12 protein-coding genes and 1 pseudogene are annotated in these 18,178 nt (G+C 70.8%); 4 read left to right on the top strand and 9 right to left on the bottom strand.

Annotation, left to right across the window (positions count from 1 at the left end):
- The 7 genes from AB0M11_RS21735 to uvrC form a co-directional block, all read right to left on the bottom strand.
- Positions 1-1,123 (bottom strand): phosphoglycerate kinase (locus AB0M11_RS21735; protein ID WP_365707825.1); only part of this gene is annotated, 1,123 nt, incomplete at its 3' end.
- 151 nt (positions 1,124-1,274) lie between these two features.
- Complete coding sequence (gene gap, locus AB0M11_RS21730; protein ID WP_365707823.1) at positions 1,275-2,285, bottom strand: type I glyceraldehyde-3-phosphate dehydrogenase; 1,011 nt, start codon at positions 2,283-2,285, stop codon at positions 1,275-1,277.
- 274 nt (positions 2,286-2,559) lie between these two features.
- Complete coding sequence (locus AB0M11_RS21725; protein WP_365707821.1) at positions 2,560-5,511, bottom strand: M14 family zinc carboxypeptidase; 2,952 nt, start codon at positions 5,509-5,511, stop codon at positions 2,560-2,562.
- A gap of 168 nt (positions 5,512-5,679) precedes the next feature.
- Positions 5,680-6,669 (bottom strand): DNA-binding protein WhiA, encoded by a 990-nt coding sequence (whiA, locus tag AB0M11_RS21720; RefSeq protein ID WP_030642347.1) that lies wholly within the window; start codon positions 6,667-6,669, stop codon positions 5,680-5,682.
- Positions 6,660-7,727, bottom strand: a complete 1,068-nt coding sequence (gene yvcK, locus AB0M11_RS21715; RefSeq protein ID WP_365707819.1) for a uridine diphosphate-N-acetylglucosamine-binding protein YvcK — start codon at positions 7,725-7,727, stop codon at positions 6,660-6,662. The genes whiA and yvcK overlap by 10 nt, the downstream gene beginning before the upstream one ends.
- Positions 7,724-8,770: an RNase adapter RapZ gene (rapZ, locus tag AB0M11_RS21710; RefSeq protein ID WP_365707817.1), complete on the bottom strand. Its 1,047-nt coding sequence runs from the start codon at positions 8,768-8,770 to the stop codon at positions 7,724-7,726. Before rapZ ends, yvcK begins: the two co-directional genes overlap by 4 nt.
- Complete coding sequence (gene uvrC / locus AB0M11_RS21705; RefSeq protein WP_365707815.1) at positions 8,767-10,926, bottom strand: excinuclease ABC subunit UvrC; 2,160 nt, start codon at positions 10,924-10,926, stop codon at positions 8,767-8,769. Before uvrC ends, rapZ begins: the two co-directional genes overlap by 4 nt.
- Before the next feature lie 473 nt (positions 10,927-11,399).
- Between uvrC and AB0M11_RS21700 the strand changes: the two genes are divergently transcribed.
- Complete coding sequence (locus AB0M11_RS21700; RefSeq protein WP_365707813.1) at positions 11,400-12,347, top strand: hypothetical protein; 948 nt, start codon at positions 11,400-11,402, stop codon at positions 12,345-12,347.
- 42 nt (positions 12,348-12,389) lie between these two features.
- Here the strand turns inward: AB0M11_RS21700 and AB0M11_RS21695 are convergent, their stop codons facing one another.
- A complete protein-coding gene (locus AB0M11_RS21695) occupies positions 12,390-12,833 on the bottom strand; it encodes a Rieske (2Fe-2S) protein (protein WP_365707811.1) in 444 nt (147 codons plus the stop codon).
- A gap of 269 nt (positions 12,834-13,102) precedes the next feature.
- Between AB0M11_RS21695 and AB0M11_RS21690 the strand changes: the two are divergent.
- Positions 13,103-13,249, top strand: a pseudogene (locus AB0M11_RS21690) (carbohydrate kinase); the annotation flags it as partial.
- Positions 13,250-13,420: 171 nt separating this feature from the next.
- Here the strand turns inward: AB0M11_RS21690 and uvrA are convergent.
- Positions 13,421-16,477: an excinuclease ABC subunit UvrA gene (gene uvrA / locus AB0M11_RS21685; protein ID WP_365707809.1), complete on the bottom strand. Its 3,057-nt coding sequence runs from the start codon at positions 16,475-16,477 to the stop codon at positions 13,421-13,423.
- Positions 16,478-16,701: 224 nt separating this feature from the next.
- Between uvrA and AB0M11_RS21680 the strand changes: the two genes are divergently transcribed.
- Entirely contained in the window at positions 16,702-17,391 is a 690-nt protein-coding gene (locus tag AB0M11_RS21680) for a maleylpyruvate isomerase family mycothiol-dependent enzyme (protein WP_365707807.1), read from the top strand.
- A gap of 53 nt (positions 17,392-17,444) precedes the next feature.
- The gene (locus AB0M11_RS21675; protein WP_365707805.1) at positions 17,445-18,101 is read left to right on the top strand and encodes an MBL fold metallo-hydrolase; all 657 of its coding nucleotides are present in this window, start codon (positions 17,445-17,447) and stop codon (positions 18,099-18,101) included.
- Positions 18,102-18,178: the final 77 nt, after the last annotated feature.

The following is an 18,178-nucleotide window of genomic DNA, read 5'->3' as shown; positions in this document are numbered from 1 at the left end:
CGTTCTCGTCGAAGCGGATGATGCGCACGGCGGCGGCGGAGTCCCCGCCGCCGACGACGGTGAAGCCCTTGGACTCGACGAGAGCCTGGGCGACCGCCCGGGTGCCCGCGGCGTAGTCGGGGTGCTCGAAGACGCCCATGGGACCGTTCCAGAAGACGGTGGCGGCGTCGGCGAGCTTCGAGGCGTACAGCTTGGCGGTCTCCGGGCCGATGTCCAGGCCCATCTGACCGGCCGGCATGGCGTCCGCGGGGACCGTGGCGGGGTCGCCGGGGGTCTTGGCCGACAGGTCGGGGAACGCGGGTGCGACCAGGGTGTCGACGGGCAGCACGAGCTCGACGCCGGTCTTCTCGGCGCGCTCGATGTACTCGGTGACCGCGGCGAGCTGGTCCTCCTGGAGGAGGGAGCTGCCGACCTCGTAGCCCTTGGCCTTGAGGAAGGTGTAGACCATGCCGCCGCCGACGAGGATGCGGTCGGCCTTGCCTAGCAGCTGGTCGATCACGGCGAGCTTGTCGGAGACCTTGGCGCCGCCGAGCACGACGACGTAGGGCCGCTGGACGTCCTCGGTGAGCTTCTTGAGGACGCCGACCTCGGTGGCGATCAGGTAGCCGGCGTAGTGCGGCAGCCGGGCCGGGAGGTCGTACACGGAGGCGTGCTTACGGTGCACGGCGCCGAAGCCGTCGCCGACGTAGACGTCGGCGAGGGCGGCGAGCTGGTCGGCGAACTCGCCGCGCTCGGTGTCGTCCTTGGAGGTCTCACCGGCGTTGAAGCGCAGGTTCTCGATGACCGCGACCTGGCCGGGCTGCAGGCCGTTCACCGCGTCGTGGGCGGCGGGGCCGACGGTGTCCTGGGCGAACGCGACCGGGGCGCCGAGCAGTTCACCGAGCCGCTCGGCGGCCTGGAGCAGGGAGAACTTCGGGTCCGGGGCGCCCTTGGGGCGGCCCAGGTGGGAGGCGACGACCACCTTGGCGCCCGCGCCGACGAGGGCCTGGACGGTGGGCAGGACGGCGCGGATCCGGCCGTCGTCGGTGATGAGACCGTCGGCCATCGGCACGTTGAGGTCGGCGCGGACGAAGACCCGCTTGCCGTCGACCCCTTCGGCGAGGAGTTCGTCGATCGTCTTCATGGTTGGGGACTCCTACAGGAGGGCTCTTGATCGTACGAGGACTGATCGAACCGTATGTCGTCGGGTCGATCCTTACGCGCGTCAGGGCCCGGGCGGCGCGACCGTGCGCTGCCCGAGCCCTGCTACCGCATCGAGGTGCCTGTTCGGCCGATCAGAGCTGTTCGCCGACGAAGACCGTGAGGTCGACGAGGCGGTTGGAGTAGCCCCACTCGTTGTCGTACCAGCCGAGGACCTTCACCGTGTTGCCGTCCTGAACCATGGTCAGGGAGGAGTCGAAGGTGCAGGAGGCCGGGTCGCTGACGATGTCCGAGGAGACGATCTCGTCCTCGGTGTACGCCAGGTAGCCCTTCAGGTCGCCGTCCTCGGCCGCCTTCTTGAACGCGGCGTTGACCTCGTCCTTGGTGACCTCGCGCTGCAGGGTCACGACCAGGTCGGTGGCGGAGCCGGTCGGGACGGGGACGCGCATGGCGATGCCGTCCAGCTTGCCCTTGAGCTGCGGGAGGACCAGCGCGGTGGCCTTGGCGGCGCCCGTGGTGGTCGGGATGATGTTCTCGGCGGCGGCACGCGCGCGACGCAGGTCCTTGTGCGGGAAGTCCAGGATGCGCTGGTCGTTGGTGTACGCGTGCACCGTCGTCATCAGGCCCTTGACGATGCCGAAGTTCTCGTCGAGCACCTTCGCCATCGGGGCCACGCAGTTGGTGGTGCAGGAGGCGTTGGAGATGACGTGGTGGTTCGCCGGGTCGTACTTGTCCTGGTTGACGCCCATCACGATGGTGATGTCCTCGTCCTTGGCCGGAGCCGAGATGAGGACCTTCTTGGCGCCGCCGGCGATGTGCTTCTCGGCGTCGGCCTTCTTCGTGAAGATGCCGGTCGACTCGATGACGATGTCGACGCCCAGCTCGCCCCACGGGATGTCGGCGGGGTTGCGCTCGGACAGCACCTTGATGGTGTGGCCGTCGACGGTGATCGTGTCGGCGGTGTGCGACACCTCGGCCTTGAGGCGGCCGAGGATCGTGTCGTACTTCAGCAGGTGCGCGGTGGTCGCGGTGTCACCCAGGTCGTTGACAGCCACGATCTCGATGTCAGCGCCCTGCTCCAGCAGCGCGCGGAAGTAGTTGCGACCGATACGACCGAAGCCGTTGATGCCTACGCGGATCGTCACGAACCGATCTCCTCGTTGGTACGCCGGCCATGCGGTGCCGGCGAGCTGTATTTGGGATGTCCCCGACCACCCACGACCCTACCTCCCTGAGGCTCCCGTGGTGACATCCAGATGCCCCATACACGGCGAGGCGGTCCGTACCCGCCAGTAGGGGTACGGACCGCCTCGGAACGGGGGCGGTATCGCTCCGTTTTGTCCGGTGATGTCGACCCGCCTTTACCGATCTTTCACTCGTTCGTGAGCGGGTCGGCTCACTTGTCGCATGCCCTCGGGGTCAGTTGTCGAGTGCCGTCAACGCCTTCTTCACCAGAGCGGCACGATCGGCCGCCGAAGTGACCTGCTCCAGACCGAAACCGAGCAGCACGGTGCGGTCGGTGGTGATCGCTCCGTACGTCCGGAAGAGGGCGCCGGTGCGCGTCCAGTCCTTGAGGACGGCCGGACTGCCCGCGGGCGGGCCGGTGACGCTCCAGGGGCCGAGGGAGGTCTCGAAGCCCTCGGTCTCGGTGGCCGTCCCGCCGACCACCAGCGAGGCGTCGTCGACGAGGACACCGTGCCCGCCGGTGCCCGGGTCGGTGATGTAGCCGAGGGAGATCTGCACGGACTTGCCGGCGTAGGCGCTCAGGTCGAAGCTCACCGGCTGCCAGCCCGCCGAGCTGCCGGTGAAGCTGTGCCAGGAGCCGCTGGTGCCGCTCGCGGTGCACTGACTGCCCGTGATGGTCAGGTAGTGCTTGAGCCACGGGTGCTCGGCGATCAGGAACCCGGCCCCGCACTCGCTCGGCACGGCGTCGCTGGTGGCGCCGTTCTTCTCGGGCAGGGTGGTCCAGTCGTCGGCGCCCACCACGTGCGCCTCGACGACTGCGTGGTCGTAGCCGGGTTCGGTGTCCCAGAGCAGCCTGGCGCTGAGGGTCGGCTGCTGGGACGCGGTGACACCGGTGAGGTCGATGGTGCGGGTGAGGCGCTTGTAGGCATCGTCGGTGTGGACGGCCGCGGCCATGTACGACCCGGAGTAGGGCCCGTACGGGTTGACGGTCCCGGCGAACTGGCCGGCGCCCGCACTGGCGAACTGCGGGTACGTGGCGGGCGGCAGTTGCTCCGAGGTGGCGGAGTAGGTGCCGGCCTTGTCGAGCGGGTTGGTGGCGGTGCCGCCGAGGGCCCCGCTGAAGCCGTCCAGCGCGCCGGAGCCGCTGAAGCCGCTGGCGCCGGGCGTCGAGGTGCGGGAGTAGGCGCCCAGGTAGTACTGGCTGAAGTCGTTCGACGGGGTGCCGTCGGCGAGGTTCACGCTGCCGCCGGCCAGCTCGCCCGCCTCGATCAGCTTGCCGCCCTCGTTGAGGTAGGCGCGCAGCTGGAGCTGGGTGTCGTTGCCGGGGCCCGCGGTGCCGGAGTAGTGGACGACCGTCCTGAAGTGCTTGAGGACGCCGAGCGCGTCGGGCGCGCCCTGGGTGGCGACGTCCCAGACGACCGCCCTGCGCCCGGCCGCCTTCAGCGCGTCGACGTAGGTCTGCGCCTGGGTGGCCTTGGTGCCCTCCTCGGCGACGACCAGGGTGTCGGCCTTGGCCCGCTCGGCGACGGTGTAGGTGAAGTGCGCGCTGGAGACCTTCCTGCCGCTCTTCGTCTCGCCGGTGAACCACACCTCGACCCTGTCGCCCGGGCCGCCGTCCTTCACCTTGGCGCGGTACTCGTCGAAGTAGAGGTTGTCGGCGCCGCCGTAGGTCTCGCCGCCCTTCCAGGACTTGAGCGCCCTGTCCCGCGTGCGGCCGCCGTTGACGCGGTACCTGAGCTCCTTGTCCCGGATCGCCTTGCGGACGACGACGGAGACCTCCTGGTCGGCGCCGCGCGAGTACGACGTGGAGAAGGTCGCCGGGGTGAAGTCGGCGGCGTTCAGGCCGACCGAGGAGACCGGCCGGTCGGGGTGGGCGGCGGTCTCGGCGACGGAGAGCGCGAACGGGATGTTCTTCGCGAACTCGTCCTGGATCAGCTTCTCGTCGTCCGGGAAGTTGAAGACCGACTGGCAGTCGGCGGCGTTCCAGGCGTCGTTCGGGTCGAGGTCCGAGGCCGTCTGGCAGGTCGACATCTCGGGGGTGAACATCGCCATGCCGTTGACGTTGGACGCGTGCCCGTCCGCCTCACCGTTGGTGGTGTACAGCTCCGAGGAGACCTGCGAGTGGTAACCGGGGATCGCCGGGTTGTCCGGGGTGCCGGCGAGCGCCTTGTAGAGGACGTCGTCCGGGGTCGGGGTGGCCACCTGCCAGCCGACGCCGTAGAGGAGGAGTTCGGCGGCGGAGTGGTAGTTGATGCCGTAGGTGAACCCGATCCGCTTCTCGAAGTCGTCCAGCGCCCTGGTCTCGGGCTCGGACTCGGGGCTCGCACCGCGGTAGGTCTCGCTGGTCGGGTTGGGGGACGACCCCTCGTCGTCGTAGCCCCACTTGTAGCCGAAGTTGCGGTTGAGGTCGACGCCGTCGCCCGTGCCGATGACCCCGTCGCCGTTGACGTCCCGCAGGTTCTTGCGCCACAGGCGGGTGTCGGAGCTCTGGAAGGTGTAGTCGTAGCCGTCGGGGTTGGCGGACAGCACGAACCACAGCTCGGTCGAGTCGACGATCTTCTTGATGCGCCGGTCGGTGTTGTAGTGGTCCAGGTAGTAGTGCATCAACCGGCGGGTCATCTCCGGCGTGATCCACTCGCGCGCGTGCTGGTTGGACAGGTACAGCACGGACGGCTTGGAGCCGTCCTTCGACTTCTTCGCGCCCTTGGTCAGCTTGAGCGCGAGGATGTCCTGGCCGTCGACCGTCCTGCCGATGGACTCGACCTTGGTGAGGCCGGGGTTGGCCTGGGCGGTCGCGAGGATCTCCTGTTCGAGGCCGCCGGCGCCGCTGTACGGGCGGAACACGCCCTGGGAGGCGCCCTCGACCCGCGCCTCGGCCTTCGCCGACACCGTGTGCTCGGTGAGGTCGACGCCCCGCTTCGCCAGCTTCTTCGCCTGCTGGTCGGTGAGGTAGAGCTCGACTTCCGTCTTTCCGGATCCGGTGACCTGGTCGCCGAGTTCGTTGCCGTCCTGCCCGGCTTCGAGCAGGAGGGGAATCTGTTTCCTGGTGACGTCGGCGTGGAAGACCTTGACCTGGTCGGGGTCGGGCTTCGGACCTCCGGTCCGCGCCTGGGCCACGGGTGCGAGTGCGGCCGAGCCGATCAGGAGCGCGCCGACAGCGAGGATCGATCTCGCTCTGTGTCTCATGAACCCCCCTAGCAGTGGTTCGCCACGGCGGCGAACCCCTGCCAGGCTCATGACACTTCATGATCCAGTCAAGGGTGCCTCATGGCCAGTTCACGGTGGCTTAAAAGGGATGTAAACGCCGGTGCCGACGACCGTCACTGCCGTCGGCACCCGTGTGGTGACGGAGCCTCAGCCTGCGAGGTTGTCGGCCAGCTCCTCGGAGAGGTTGGCCTCGGTGCCCGGGATCCCCAGGTCGGACGCGCGCTTGTCGGCCATCGCGAGGAGACGGCGGATCCGGCCGGCGACCGCGTCCTTGGTGAGCGGCGGGTCGGCAAGCGCACCCAGCTCCTCCAGGGAGGCCTGCTTGTGCTCCATGCGCAGCCGGCCGGCCGCCGCGAGGTGCTCGGGCACCTCGTCGCCGAGGATCTCCAGGGCGCGCTGGACCCGGGCCCCCGCGGCGACGGCAGCGCGGGCGGAGCGGCGCAGGTTGGCGTCGTCGAAGTTGGCGAGGCGGTTCGCGGTGGCGCGGACCTCGCGGCGCATCCGCCGCTCCTCCCAGGCCAGCACCGACTCGTGCGCGCCGAGGCGGGTCAGCAGGGCGCCGATCGCGTCGCCGTCACGGACGACCACCCGGTCCACCCCGCGCACCTCACGGGCCTTCGCGGCGATGGACAGGCGGCGGGCGGCGCCGACCAGCGCGAGCGCGGCCTCCGGACCCGGGCAGGTCACCTCCAGGGAGGAGGAGCGGCCGGGCTCGGTCAGCGAGCCGTGCGCCAGGAAGGCACCGCGCCAGGCCGCCTCGGCGTCACAGGTGGCCCCGGAGACGACCTGCGGGGGCAGGCCCCGGATGGGCCGGCCCCGGCCGTCCACCAGGCCGGTCTGGCGAGCCAGCTGGTCGCCGCCCGCCACCACCCGCACGACGTACCGGGAGCCGCGGCGCAGCCCGCCGGGTGCCATCACGATCAGCTCGGAGCTGTGGCCGAAGATCTCCAGGATGTCCCGCTTCAGGCGCCGGGCCGCCATCGCGGTGTCCAGCTCCGCCTCGATCACGATGCGCCCGCTCACCAGGTGGAGGCCGCCGGCGAACCGCAGGATGGCGGAGACCTCGGCCTTCCGGCAGCAGGTCCGGGTGACGGGTAGCCGGGAGATCTCGTCCTTCACCGCTGCCGTCATCGCCATGGGCCGATCCTTCCATGCATCCGAAAAATACGGTCGTACGCGGCGGCCAACAGCTCCGGGTCGTGCCGGGGTGAACCGTCGGTCCGGGCCACGGGGCTCAGCTCGACCGCGGCTCCCAGCCGCTTGGCGGCCTCGGTGAGCGAGTCGCGGTCGGGCACGGCGGCCTCGTCGGCCAGCACCACGTCCAGGGCGAGTTTAGGGGCGTGTCGCCCCAAAACCTCCAAATGACGCTGCGGTGAGAACCCCTCGGTTTCTCCCGGCTGCGGTGCCAGGTTCAGGGACAGGACCTTGCGGGCCTTGGTCTCGGTGAGCGCGTCGAGCAGATCGGGGACCAGCAGGTGCGGGATCACCGACGAGAACCAGGACCCGGGGCCGAGCACCACCCAGTCCGCGTCCAGGACGGCCGCCACGGCCTCCGGCACGGCCGGCGGGTCGTGCGGGACCAGGTGCACGGACTGCACCTCCCCGGGCGTCAGCGCCACCGTGGCCTGCCCCCGGACGATGTCGACCTCCTCGGGCCGCTCCGGGTCGTGCCCCTTGACCAGGGCCTGCAGCTCCAGCGGCACGGCGGACATGGGCAGCACGCGCCCGTGCGCGCCGAGCAGCTTGCCGACCAGGTCCAGTGCCTGGACGTGGTCGCCGAGCTGCTCCCACAGGGCGACGATCAGGAGGTTGCCGACCGCGTGCTCGTGCAGGTCGCCCTTGGACTGGAAGCGGTGCTGGATGACCCGGGCCCAGGTCTGGCCCCAGTCGTCGTCACCGCACAGGGCGGCGAGGGCCTTGCGCAGATCACCCGGGGGGAGCACACCGAGTTCGTCGCGCAGGCGCCCGCTGGAGCCGCCGTCGTCGGCCACGGTGACGACGGCGGTGAGGTCGCCGGTGATCCGGCGCAGGGCGGCGAGCGAGGCGGACAGTCCCATGCCGCCGCCCAGCGCGACCACCTTGGGCTGGGCACCGCGGCGGCGCGGCCGGGCGCCGCGGGCCTCGACGGGACGGCCGTCGCGGGACTCGGGCACCACCCGGCGCAGCCTGCTCAGCCGTGGAGTGCGCTCGGTCACTCGCGCCCCATGTCCCGGTGCACGACCACGGTCTCCACTCCCTCGGCGGCCAGGCGGGCGGCGAGCTTCTCGGACACGGCGACCGAGCGGTGCTTGCCGCCCGTGCAGCCGATGGCGATCGTCACGTACCGCTTGCCCTCCCGCCGGTACCCGGCCGCGATCAGCCGCAGCAGCTCGGCGTAGCGGTCGAGGAACTCCTTCGCGCCGGGCTGGTTGAAGACGTACGCCGACACCTCCTCGTTGAGGCCGGTGTACGGGCGCAGCTCCGGCACCCAGTGCGGGTTGGGCAGGAACCGCATGTCGGCCACCAGGTCGGCGTCGACCGGCAGGCCGTACTTGAAGCCGAACGACATCACGGTGGCCCGCAGCTCGGGCTCCTCCTCGCCGGCGAACTGGGCGTCCATCTTGGCGCGCAGCTCGTGCACGTTGAGGCTGGAGGTGTCGATCACCAGGTCGGCGTCGCCGCGCAGCTCGCGCAGCAGCTCCCGCTCGGCGGCGATGCCGTCCACGATCCGGCCGTCGCCCTGCAGCGGGTGCGGGCGGCGCACCGACTCGAAGCGGCGGACCAGTGCGTCGTCGGAGGACTCCAGGAAGACGATCCGGCGCGTGACCCCCCGGCTGTCGAGGTCGGCGAGGGACTCCCGCAGGTTGTCGAAGAAGCGCCGGCCGCGCACGTCGACCACGACCGCGATCCGCGCCACGTTGCCCTGGGAGCGGGCGCCCAGCTCGACCATGGTGGGGATGAGGGCCGGCGGGAGGTTGTCCACGACGAACCAGCCGAGGTCCTCCAGGCACTTCGCCGCCGTCGAACGGCCGGCTCCCGACATACCGGAGATGATCACCAGTTCGGGGATGGCCGCTTCGGGCACCCCGGCACCAGTGGTGTCCGTACTCACTTCTGCTCCGTTTTCCTGGACCGCTTCGGCTTCCGCCGCACGCGGCCCGTCCTGGCCCGGCTCGCCGGATGTGTCCGCGGGGCCGCCCTGCGTCTGGCTGAACGCCGGATCTCGCTGCGCTGTGGGCTGTTCGTCGTGCTCGGTCATCTCTCCTGCCCCCGTCGATCGTCCGGGGCGCCCGCGGGTACGGGCTCCCCCGAGGCGCCCGCCGTCGTCTCGGGCGCCTCGTCTTCCCTGTCATCCATGATCTCTCCGGTGGCCGTGTTGACGGCAGGTGCGGCCGGGGCCGCCTGGGCGAGGGCCGCGGCGATGGTCTCGGCCGTCTTGCGGCCTATCCCGGGCACTTCCTGGATCTGCTCGATTGTGGCGGACCGCAGCTTCTTCACCGAGCCGAAATGCTTGATCAACGCCTGTTTGCGGCTCTCGCCGAGGCCCGGTACGTCGTCCAGGGGGCCGGCCCGGAAGCGCTTGGCCCGCTTGGTGCGCTGGTAGGTGATGGCGAAGCGGTGCGCCTCGTCCCGGACGCGCTGGAGCAGGTAGAGACCCTCGCTGGTGCGGGGCAGGACCACGGGGTCGTCGTCCTCGGGCAGCCAGACCTCTTCGAGGCGCTTGGCGAGGCCGCAGACGGCGATGTCGTCGATGCCCAGCTCGTCGAGCGCCCGCTGCGCGGCGGCGACCTGCGGCCGGCCACCGTCGACGACCACGAGCTGGGGCGGATAGGCGAACTTCTTGGGGCGACCGTCGTCGTCCTTGAAACCGTCGGCCGGGGCGGTGTCGGCGGCGGCGGTTTCGGCGGCGGTTTCGGCGGCGCCGAGGGCGGCGGTGCCCGAGGCCGTCAGGGCGGCCGTGCCGGAGGCCGTGAGCGCGGTCTCGGCGCCGTCCTCCACCCACTCGCCGGTCCGCTCCTTCTCGGCGAGGTAGCGGCGGAATCGGCGGGTGATCACCTCGTGCATGGAGCGCACGTCGTCCTGGCCGGCGAAGCCCTTGATCTGGAAGCGGCGGTACTCGCTCTTGCGCTGCAGGCCGTCCTCGAAGACGACCATGGACGCCACCACGTCGTCGCCCTGGAGGTGCGAGATGTCGTAGCACTCGATGCGCAGCGGGGCGCTGTCCAGGCCCAGCGCCTCGGCGATCTCCTCCAGGGCGCGCGAGCGGGTGGTGAGGTCGGAGGCGCGCTTGGTCTTGTGCAGGACGAGCGCCTGCTGGGCATTGCGCTGCACCGTCTCCATCAGCGCCTTCTTGTCGCCGCGCTGCGGGACGCGCAGCGAGACGTTCGCCCCGCGGCGGCCGGTGAGCCACTCCTGGACCGGCTCGACCGGCTCCGGCAGGGCCGGGACCAGCACCTCCTTGGGGACCGCGTCCCCGGTCTCCTCGCCGTAGAGCTGCTGCAGGGCGTGCTCGACGAGAGCCCCGGTGGTGACGTCCTCCACCTTGTCCGTCACCCAGCCGCGCTGTCCGCGCACGCGTCCGCCGCGCACGTGGAAGATCTGCACGGCGGCCTCCAGCTCGTCCTCCGCGACGGCGATGAGGTCGGCGTCGGTCGCGTCGGCGAGCACGACCGCGTTCTTCTCCATGGCCTTCTTCAGGGCCTCGATGTCGTCGCGCAGCCGGGCGGCCCGCTCGTACTCCATCTCCTCGGCCGCCTCCATCATCCGCGTCTCCAGCCGGCGGAGGTAGGTGCCGGTGCGGCCGGCCATGAAGTCGCAGAACTCCTCGGCCAGTTCGCCGTGGTCCTCCGGGGAGATCCGGCCGACACAGGGGGCCGAGCACTTGCCGATGTAGCCGAGCAGGCAGGGGCGGCCGGTGCGGGCGGCGTTCTTGAAGACCCCGGCGGAGCAGGTGCGCACCGGGAACACCCGCAGCAGCAGGTCGACGGTGTCCCGGATCGCCCACGCGTGGGCGTAGGGGCCGAAGTAGCGCACGCCCTTCTTCTTGTGACCGCGCATCACCTGGACCCGCGGGAACTCCTCGTTCATCGTGACCGCGAGGTACGGGTAGCTCTTGTCGTCGCGGTACTTCACATTGAAGCGGGGGTCGTACTCCTTGATCCAGGAGTACTCCAGCTGGAGCGCCTCGACCTCCGTGGACACCACGGTCCACTCCACGGACGCGGCGGTGGTGACCATCGTCCTGGTGCGGGGGTGCAGGCCCGCCAGGTCCTGGAAGTAGTTCGCCAGACGCTGGCGCAGGCTCTTCGCCTTTCCGACGTAGATCACCCGACGGTGCTCGTCACGGAACCTGTACACCCCGGGAGAGTCCGGGATCTGTCCCGGCTTGGGGCGGTAGCTGGAGGGATCGGCCATGTCTCACACCCTACTGGCGTGCACGGACACACACCCCGCCCGGATTCCGGATCACGGAATCGGTCACCTCGGTGACATCGCGGGGGGTTCCGGGATGCCGCACACACGAACACGCTTCGCTACCGGCGTGGCGCCGTCGGACCCAGGGTGAGGGATCTTGCCCGCATTCCTCCCTGAATCGGCGCCCTCCCGTGCACGATCTCCGGTCCCCTGACCGCCGGCGGCACCTCCGCCTCCGGGCGATCCCGCCGGTCAAGGGGGCGCGCCTCGGCCAGTCGGGCGCGCCGGACCGGCCGAAGGTGTTGTCGGGGATTGGTCAACACGCTTCAATGCGGGGGAACTCGGGGCCGCGAGCGACGGCCTGCGGACGCGGCGTGCCCAGGTACGGCCGCCCCCGGCGCCGACGGGGCGGCCCCGACCCGCGTCAACGGCCTGACCAGCCGTTGGACCCCCCGACAGAAAGGCCCCCCTGCATGCGGCACGGCATACAGCACGCGGACGTCGCCACCGCGGAACTGGACTCCGCCCTGCGCGGCGGCCCCTTCCACGTGGCCCTGCGCGCCGCGATCGCCGCCCGCGGGCTGCCGCTCCAGCGCGTGCAGCACCATCTGTCGCGCTACGGCGTCAAAGTGGGCGTGACCAGCCTGAGTTACTGGCAGCAGGGTGCCCGCCGCCCGCAGCGCCCGGAGTCCCTGCGGGCCGTCCGAGCACTGGAAGAGATCCTCCAGCTCCCGGAGGAGTCCCTGATCCGGCTGCTCGCCGACGCCGAGGACGGTCCTGCGGCGCGCCGGCCCGCCGCCCGCTCGTACCGCTCGTTCGTCGAGGCCTGTGACGTGCTGGACCGGCTGCAGGCCGAGTTCGACTGGTCCCTCGACGGCGGTCTGCACACCCTGGGACACCACGAACGGGTACGGATCGGCGGCCACCGGGAACTGGCCGCCCGCGAGTCCCAGCACATCGTGCGCGCCCACCGGGACGGCGTCGACCGCTTCGTGGCCGTCCACCAGGGCGATCCCGGCTGCGCCCCGCAGCGCATGACCCTGCACGCGCTGGAGAACTGCCGTGCGGGACGCGTCCGGTCGGACCAGGAGACCGGCCTCCTCGTCGCCGAACTCCTCTTCGGCACGCGCCTGCGCTCCGGCGACACCTTCCTCTTCCGCTACGCCGTCGAGGACGGCACGGCCGGTGTCTCCCGCGAGTACGTCCGCGGCTTCGCCTTTCCCGGCGGCCAGTACACCCTTCAGGTGCGTTTCGCCGCCGACGCGCTGCCGACCCGGTGCCACCGATTCGCCCAGCATTCGGCGGCGGCCCCGCGCAGTGGCCGGCAGAGTCTGTCGCTGAGCGGGCCGCACCGGTCCGTCCACCTGGTCGAGCCCCGGGTCCGGCCGGGCCTGCTGGGGATCGGCTGGGACTGGGAGTGAACCGGCGCTGAGCTCCGGCGCCGAGCAGCCGGCGCCCGCCGGTCAGGCGCCGGGTCCCGCCACGATCCGGCCGTTCGCGGTCTTCACCGGCAGCTCCTGCAACGGCTCGGTGGCGGGCGAGCGCATCACCTTGCCGGTCAGGGCGTCGAACTCGCTGCCGTGGCAGGGGCAGACCAACGTCGTGCCCTGGAGCTTGTTGATCGGGCATCCCGCGTGCGTGCAGATCGTGCTGTACGCCTTCAGGGTGCCGTCGGCCGACCGGCTGACGACCACGTTGTGCTCCCGGTCCAGACGGGCGCCGCCCTTGGCGAGCTCGCTCTCGGCTCCGAGGTCGACCGGCGCGGTGGGCGTGGCCTCCGTCGTGGCCGCACCGCCTGGTGCCGTGCAGGCGGCCGCCCCCAGTCCGGCGACCGAGGTGACGGCCGCTCCCCGCAGGACAGTACGGCGACTCGCGGTGCGGTGACTCGCGGTGCGACGGGCGGACACAGGCACTCCTGGGCGGTCGGGGCGGTGCAGGGGGACGGTGCGGTGCGGTCTCCGGGAGGCAGCTGCCCGGAACCTTGTGGGACGACACTACCTGGGCGGAACGTCCCGCTTCGGGGTGGGGTGTGCTCCTCCCCCGGGACGTAAGCGCTTGCTCGAGCGTTCACGCGGCCGCGGCCGCGGCCGGTGCGGTGGCTTCCCGGCCCGGGGCGGCATGGCGACCCGAGCGGAGTCTTCCGGTCCGGACGGAATCGGCGGCGGAAGCGGGAGAGGCGGGTGCCCTCGCGGCCCTACAGCCGGCGCTCGGCGGTGGCCCCTACAACACGGCCGTGCCCCTCGGCCGCCTCGGCTCCCCCACCGCGTTCTGCTCGCGCTCCTCCCGCGACGCCTTCGGCGAGGCCCTGCTGGACGGACTGCGGCGTGGGAGGCCTGTGTCTTCAGAGCTCTCTGTTGAGGAGTCAAGGTCCGTGCCCACCGCGGGGATCGGGCGGCTGATCATGGAACGAGCGGCGCCCCACGGGAAGTTCCCGCGGGGCGCCGCTTTTCTTCGGATCTGCTGGGATCTGTCCGAGCAGGTGACCTGCCGGAGCTCAGGCCTTGCGGGCCCGCGTCGTCGCCTTCTTCGTGGGGGTCGCCTTCTTCGCGGCACCGGCCGCCTTCTTCGTGGCCGTGTTGTCCGTGGTCGACGCGGTCGTGGCGGTCGCCGTCTTCCTCGCCGTCGACTTCGCGGCGACCGTCTTCGCCGCGGCCGTCCTCTTCGCCGCGGTCCGGCGCGGGGCCTTCACCGAGCTGGCGTCGCTGATCCGGTCGGCGCCGAGGATCTCGCGCAGGAACTTGCCGGTGTGGCTGGCCGGGACCGCCGCGATCTCCTCGGGGGTGCCCTCCGCGACGACGAGTCCGCCGCCCGCGCCGCCCTCCGGACCCATGTCGACGACCCAGTCGGCGGTCTTGATCACGTCGAGGTTGTGCTCGATGACGATGACCGTGTTGCCCTTGTCGACGAGGCCGCCGAGTACCTTCAGCAGCTTGCTGATGTCCTCGAAGTGCAGACCGGTGGTCGGCTCGTCGAGGACGTAGACCGTGCGCCCGGTGGAGCGCTTCTGCAGTTCGCTGGCGAGCTTCACACGCTGTGCCTCACCGCCGGACAGCGTGGTGGCGGACTGGCCGAGGCGGACGTAGCCGAGACCGACGTCGTTCAGCGTCCTGAGGTGACGGTTGATCGCCGGAACCGCCTCGAAGAAGTGCATGGCCTCCTCGATGGGCATGTTCAGGACCTCGGCGATGGACTTGCCCTTGTAGTGGACCTCCAGGGTCTCCCGGTTGTACCGGGCGCCGTGGCAGACCTCGCACGGGACGTAGACGTCCGGGAGGAAGTTCATCTCGATCTTGATCGTGCCGTCACCCGCGCAGTTCTCGCAGCGGCCGCCCTTGACGTTGAAGGAGAAGCGGCCCGGCTGGTAGCCGCGGACCTTCGCCTCGGTGGTCTCGGCGAACAGCTTGCGGACGTGGTCGAAGACGCCGGTGTAGGTCGCCGGGTTCGACCGCGGGGTGCGGCCGATGGGCGACTGGTCGACGTGCACGACCTTGTCCACGAGGTCGTCGCCGTCCACGCGCGTGTGCCGGCCCGGGACGTTCCGCGCGCCGTTCAGTTCGCGGGCCAGGTGCGTGTACAGGATGTCGTTGACCAGCGTCGACTTGCCGGAGCCGGAGACGCCCGTGACGGCCGTGAACACGCCCAGCGGGAAGGACACGTCGATGTCCTGGAGGTTGTTCTCGCGGGCGCCGTGCACGGTGAGCCTGCGGGACGGGTCCTGCGGGCGGCGGATGTCGGGCAGCGGGATCGACTTCCGGCCGGACAGGTACTGGCCGGTCTGCGACTCGGCATTGGCGAGCAGCTCCTTCAGGGAGCCGCTGTGCACGACCTTGCCGCCGTGCTCGCCGGCGCCGGGACCGATGTCGACGACCCAGTCGGCGACCTTGATGGTGTCCTCGTCGTGCTCGACGACGATGAGCGTGTTGCCCATGTCGCGCAGCCGGACCAGGGTCTCGATCAGCCGGTGGTTGTCGCGCTGGTGCAGGCCGATCGACGGCTCGTCCAGGACGTACAGGACGCCGACGAGGCCGGAGCCGATCTGGGTGGCCAGGCGGATGCGCTGGGCCTCGCCGCCGGAGAGGGTGCCGGCCGCGCGGTTCAGCGAGAGGTAGTCGAGCCCGACGTCGACCAGGAACCGCAGCCGCTCGTTGACCTCCTTGAGCACGCGCTCGGCGATCTTCTTGTCGCGGGCGTTGAGCCTGAGCTCGCCCAGGAAGTCCGCGCAGTCGCTGATGGACATCGCCGAGACCTCGGCGATCGACTTGTCCATGATCGTCACCGCGAGGACGATCGGCTTCAGGCGTGTGCCCTGACAGGTCGGGCAGGGCACCTCGCGCATGTAGCCCTCGAAGCGCTCACGGCTGGCGTCGCTCTCGGCCTCGCTGTGCCGGCGCTTGACGAACGGCACGGCGCCCTCGAAAGGCGTGGTGTACACACGCTCGCGGCCGTACCGGTTGCGGTAGCGGACCTCGATCTGCGTCTTGTGGCCGTAGAGCAGGGCCTTCTTGGCGCGCTGCGGGAGGCCGGCGAAGGGGATGTCGGTGCGGAAGCCCAGCGCGTCGGCGAGGGCGCCGATCAGCCGGCCGAAGTAGTCCTTGGTGTGGCCGTGCGACCAGGGGTGGATGGCGCCCTCGTCGAGCGACTTGTCCTCGTCCGGGACGATCAGCTCCGGGTCGACCTCCATGCGCGTGCCGATGCCGGTGCACTCGGGGCAGGCGCCGAAGGGCGAGTTGAAGGAGAAGGAGCGGGGCTCCAGCTCCTCGAAGGACAGGTCGTCGTACGGGCAGTACAGGTGCTCCGAGTACATGCGCTCGCGCTCGGGGTCGTCCTCGGGGAGGTCGACGAAGTCGAGCACGACCATGCCCCCGGACAGGCCGAGCGCGGTCTCCACGGAGTCGGTGAGGCGCCGCTTGGCGGTGTCCTTCACCGTGAGGCGGTCGACGACCACCTCGATGGTGTGCTTCTCCTGCTTCTTCAGCGTCGGCGGGTCGGACAGCTGGACGGTCTCGCCGTCCACGCGCGCGCGGGAGTAGCCCTTGGTCTGGAGGTCGGCGAAGAGATCGACGAACTCGCCCTTGCGCTCGCGCACCAGCGGCGAGAGCACCTGGAAGCGGCTCCCCTCCGGCAGCTCCAGGACCTTGTCCACGATGGCCTGCGGCGACTGGCGGGAGATCGGGCGGCCGCACTCGGGGCAGTGCGGCTTTCCGATGCGCGCGAAGAGCAGGCGCAGGTAGTCGTAGACCTCGGTGATGGTGCCGACCGTGGAGCGCGGGTTGCGCGAGGTCGACTTCTGGTCGATCGAGACCGCGGGAGACAGGCCTTCGATGAAGTCCACGTCCGGCTTGTCCATCTGCCCGAGGAACTGGCGGGCGTACGAGGAGAGCGACTCCACGTAGCGACGCTGGCCCTCGGCGAAGATCGTGTCGAAGGCCAGGGAGGACTTGCCCGACCCGGACAGACCCGTGAAGACGATGAGCGAGTCACGAGGCAGGTCGAGCGAGACGTTCTTCAGGTTGTGCTCGCGCGCGCCACGGACGATGAGACGGTCGGCCACAGCCGGTCCGCACCTTTCTTGAGAGAAGTGACAGGGGCAGGGCCCCGTGCTTCTTCAGACTAGGGGGAGCCACTGACAACGCCGGTCGGATTCCTGGATGCGTAAACAATCCCGGACCATCCAGCATGCCCGACGCCGTCACCGACGATATAGCACGTCCATTCGATTTACTGAGCCCGCGCTCAACCTTCACCCGAAGGGGTGGCGGGGCTACTGTCAGCCCCATGATTGATCACGCTCATGACCTGGCGTCTGTACAGGAAGCGACCGACCGGCTCCTCACCGCGGTCGCCGCACTGGACAACGCGGCCGGTGCGCGACCGTCACGGCTGCCCGGCTGGACGGTCGGCCATGTCCTCGCCCACCTCGCCCGCAACGCGGACGCGCTCGCCAACGCCCTGGACGGGCGTCCCATGTACGTCTCCGCCGAGGCGCGGGACGCCGACATCGAGCGTGGCGCGCCGCGTCCGCTCGACGTGCAGCTGGCCGACCTGCGCGCGAGCCACGCCGGGTTCCTGGCCCGAGCCGCCGAGCCCGCGGACTGGTCGCGGACGGTGGAGCTGCGCAACGGGGTGACCGACATCGCGGCCCGGCTGCCGATGCGCCGCTGGGCCGAGGTCGAGCTGCACCATGTCGACCTCGGGATCGGCTACGAGCTGGAGGACCTGCCGGCGGAGTTCACCGAGCGGGAGATCGACTTTCTCGCGGAGCGGTTCCGCGGGCACCGCGAGGTCCCGTCGACCGAGCTGCGCACCGACAGCGGCCTGGTCTGGACGACGGGCGGCGGCGCGCCGGGCGGTCCGATCGGCGTCGAGGGATCCGCCGCCGACCTGCTGGGCTGGCTGGCCGGCCGCCGCGACGGCTCGGCCCTGGCCGTCAAGGGCGGCCCCCTGCCCGTGCTTCCGCCGCTGTAGCGCGGGCAGCGCGCGGCGCACCGGCGCCGGCTCCCCGCTATAGGCTGATCGCCATGACGTACAGCGGAGAGGTGACGGTCGGCGGACCGGCCGACGTGCACGAGCTCAAGGACCTGATGATCAGCAAGATCGCGGTCGGGCCGATGGACAACAATGCCTATCTGCTGCGTTGCCGCGCCACCGACGAGCAACTGCTGATCGACGCGGCCAACGACGCGGAGACGCTCCTGGGCATGATCGGTGACGACGGCATCGCGTCCGTCGTCACCACCCACCAGCACGGCGACCACTGGCAGGCGCTGGCCGAGGTCGTCGCCGCGACCGGGGCGCGGACGTACGCGGGCCGCGAGGACGCCTCCGGCATCCCGGTCACCACCGACGTCCTCGTGGACGACGGCGACGTGATCCGGGTCGGCCAGGTCGAGCTCACCGCCCGCCATCTGGTGGGCCACACCCCCGGCTCCATCGCCCTGGTCTACGACGACCCGCACGGGCACCCGCACGTCTTCACCGGCGACTGCCTCTTCCCCGGGGGCGTGGGCAACACGCGCAAGGACCCGAAGGCCTTCGCGAGCCTGATCCACGACGTCGAGACGAAGATCTTCGACGTCCTGCCGGACGAGACCTGGGTGTACCCGGGGCACGGCAACGACACCACGCTGGGCACGGAGCGCCCGCACCTGCCGGAGTGGCACGCGCGCGGGTGGTGAGCGCGGGCGGGGGTGGTGAGCGCGGGCGCGCGTTCCTTCGCGCGCCCCGTGTGAACGGTTCGCACGCGCCGGTCTCC

It is taken from the genome of Streptomyces sp. NPDC051987, assembly GCF_040680735.1.
Taxonomy (GTDB): domain Bacteria; phylum Actinomycetota; class Actinomycetes; order Streptomycetales; family Streptomycetaceae; genus Streptomyces.
Note: the sequence above shows the minus strand (reverse complement) of the source record. Positions and strands in the feature narration are given on the sequence as shown.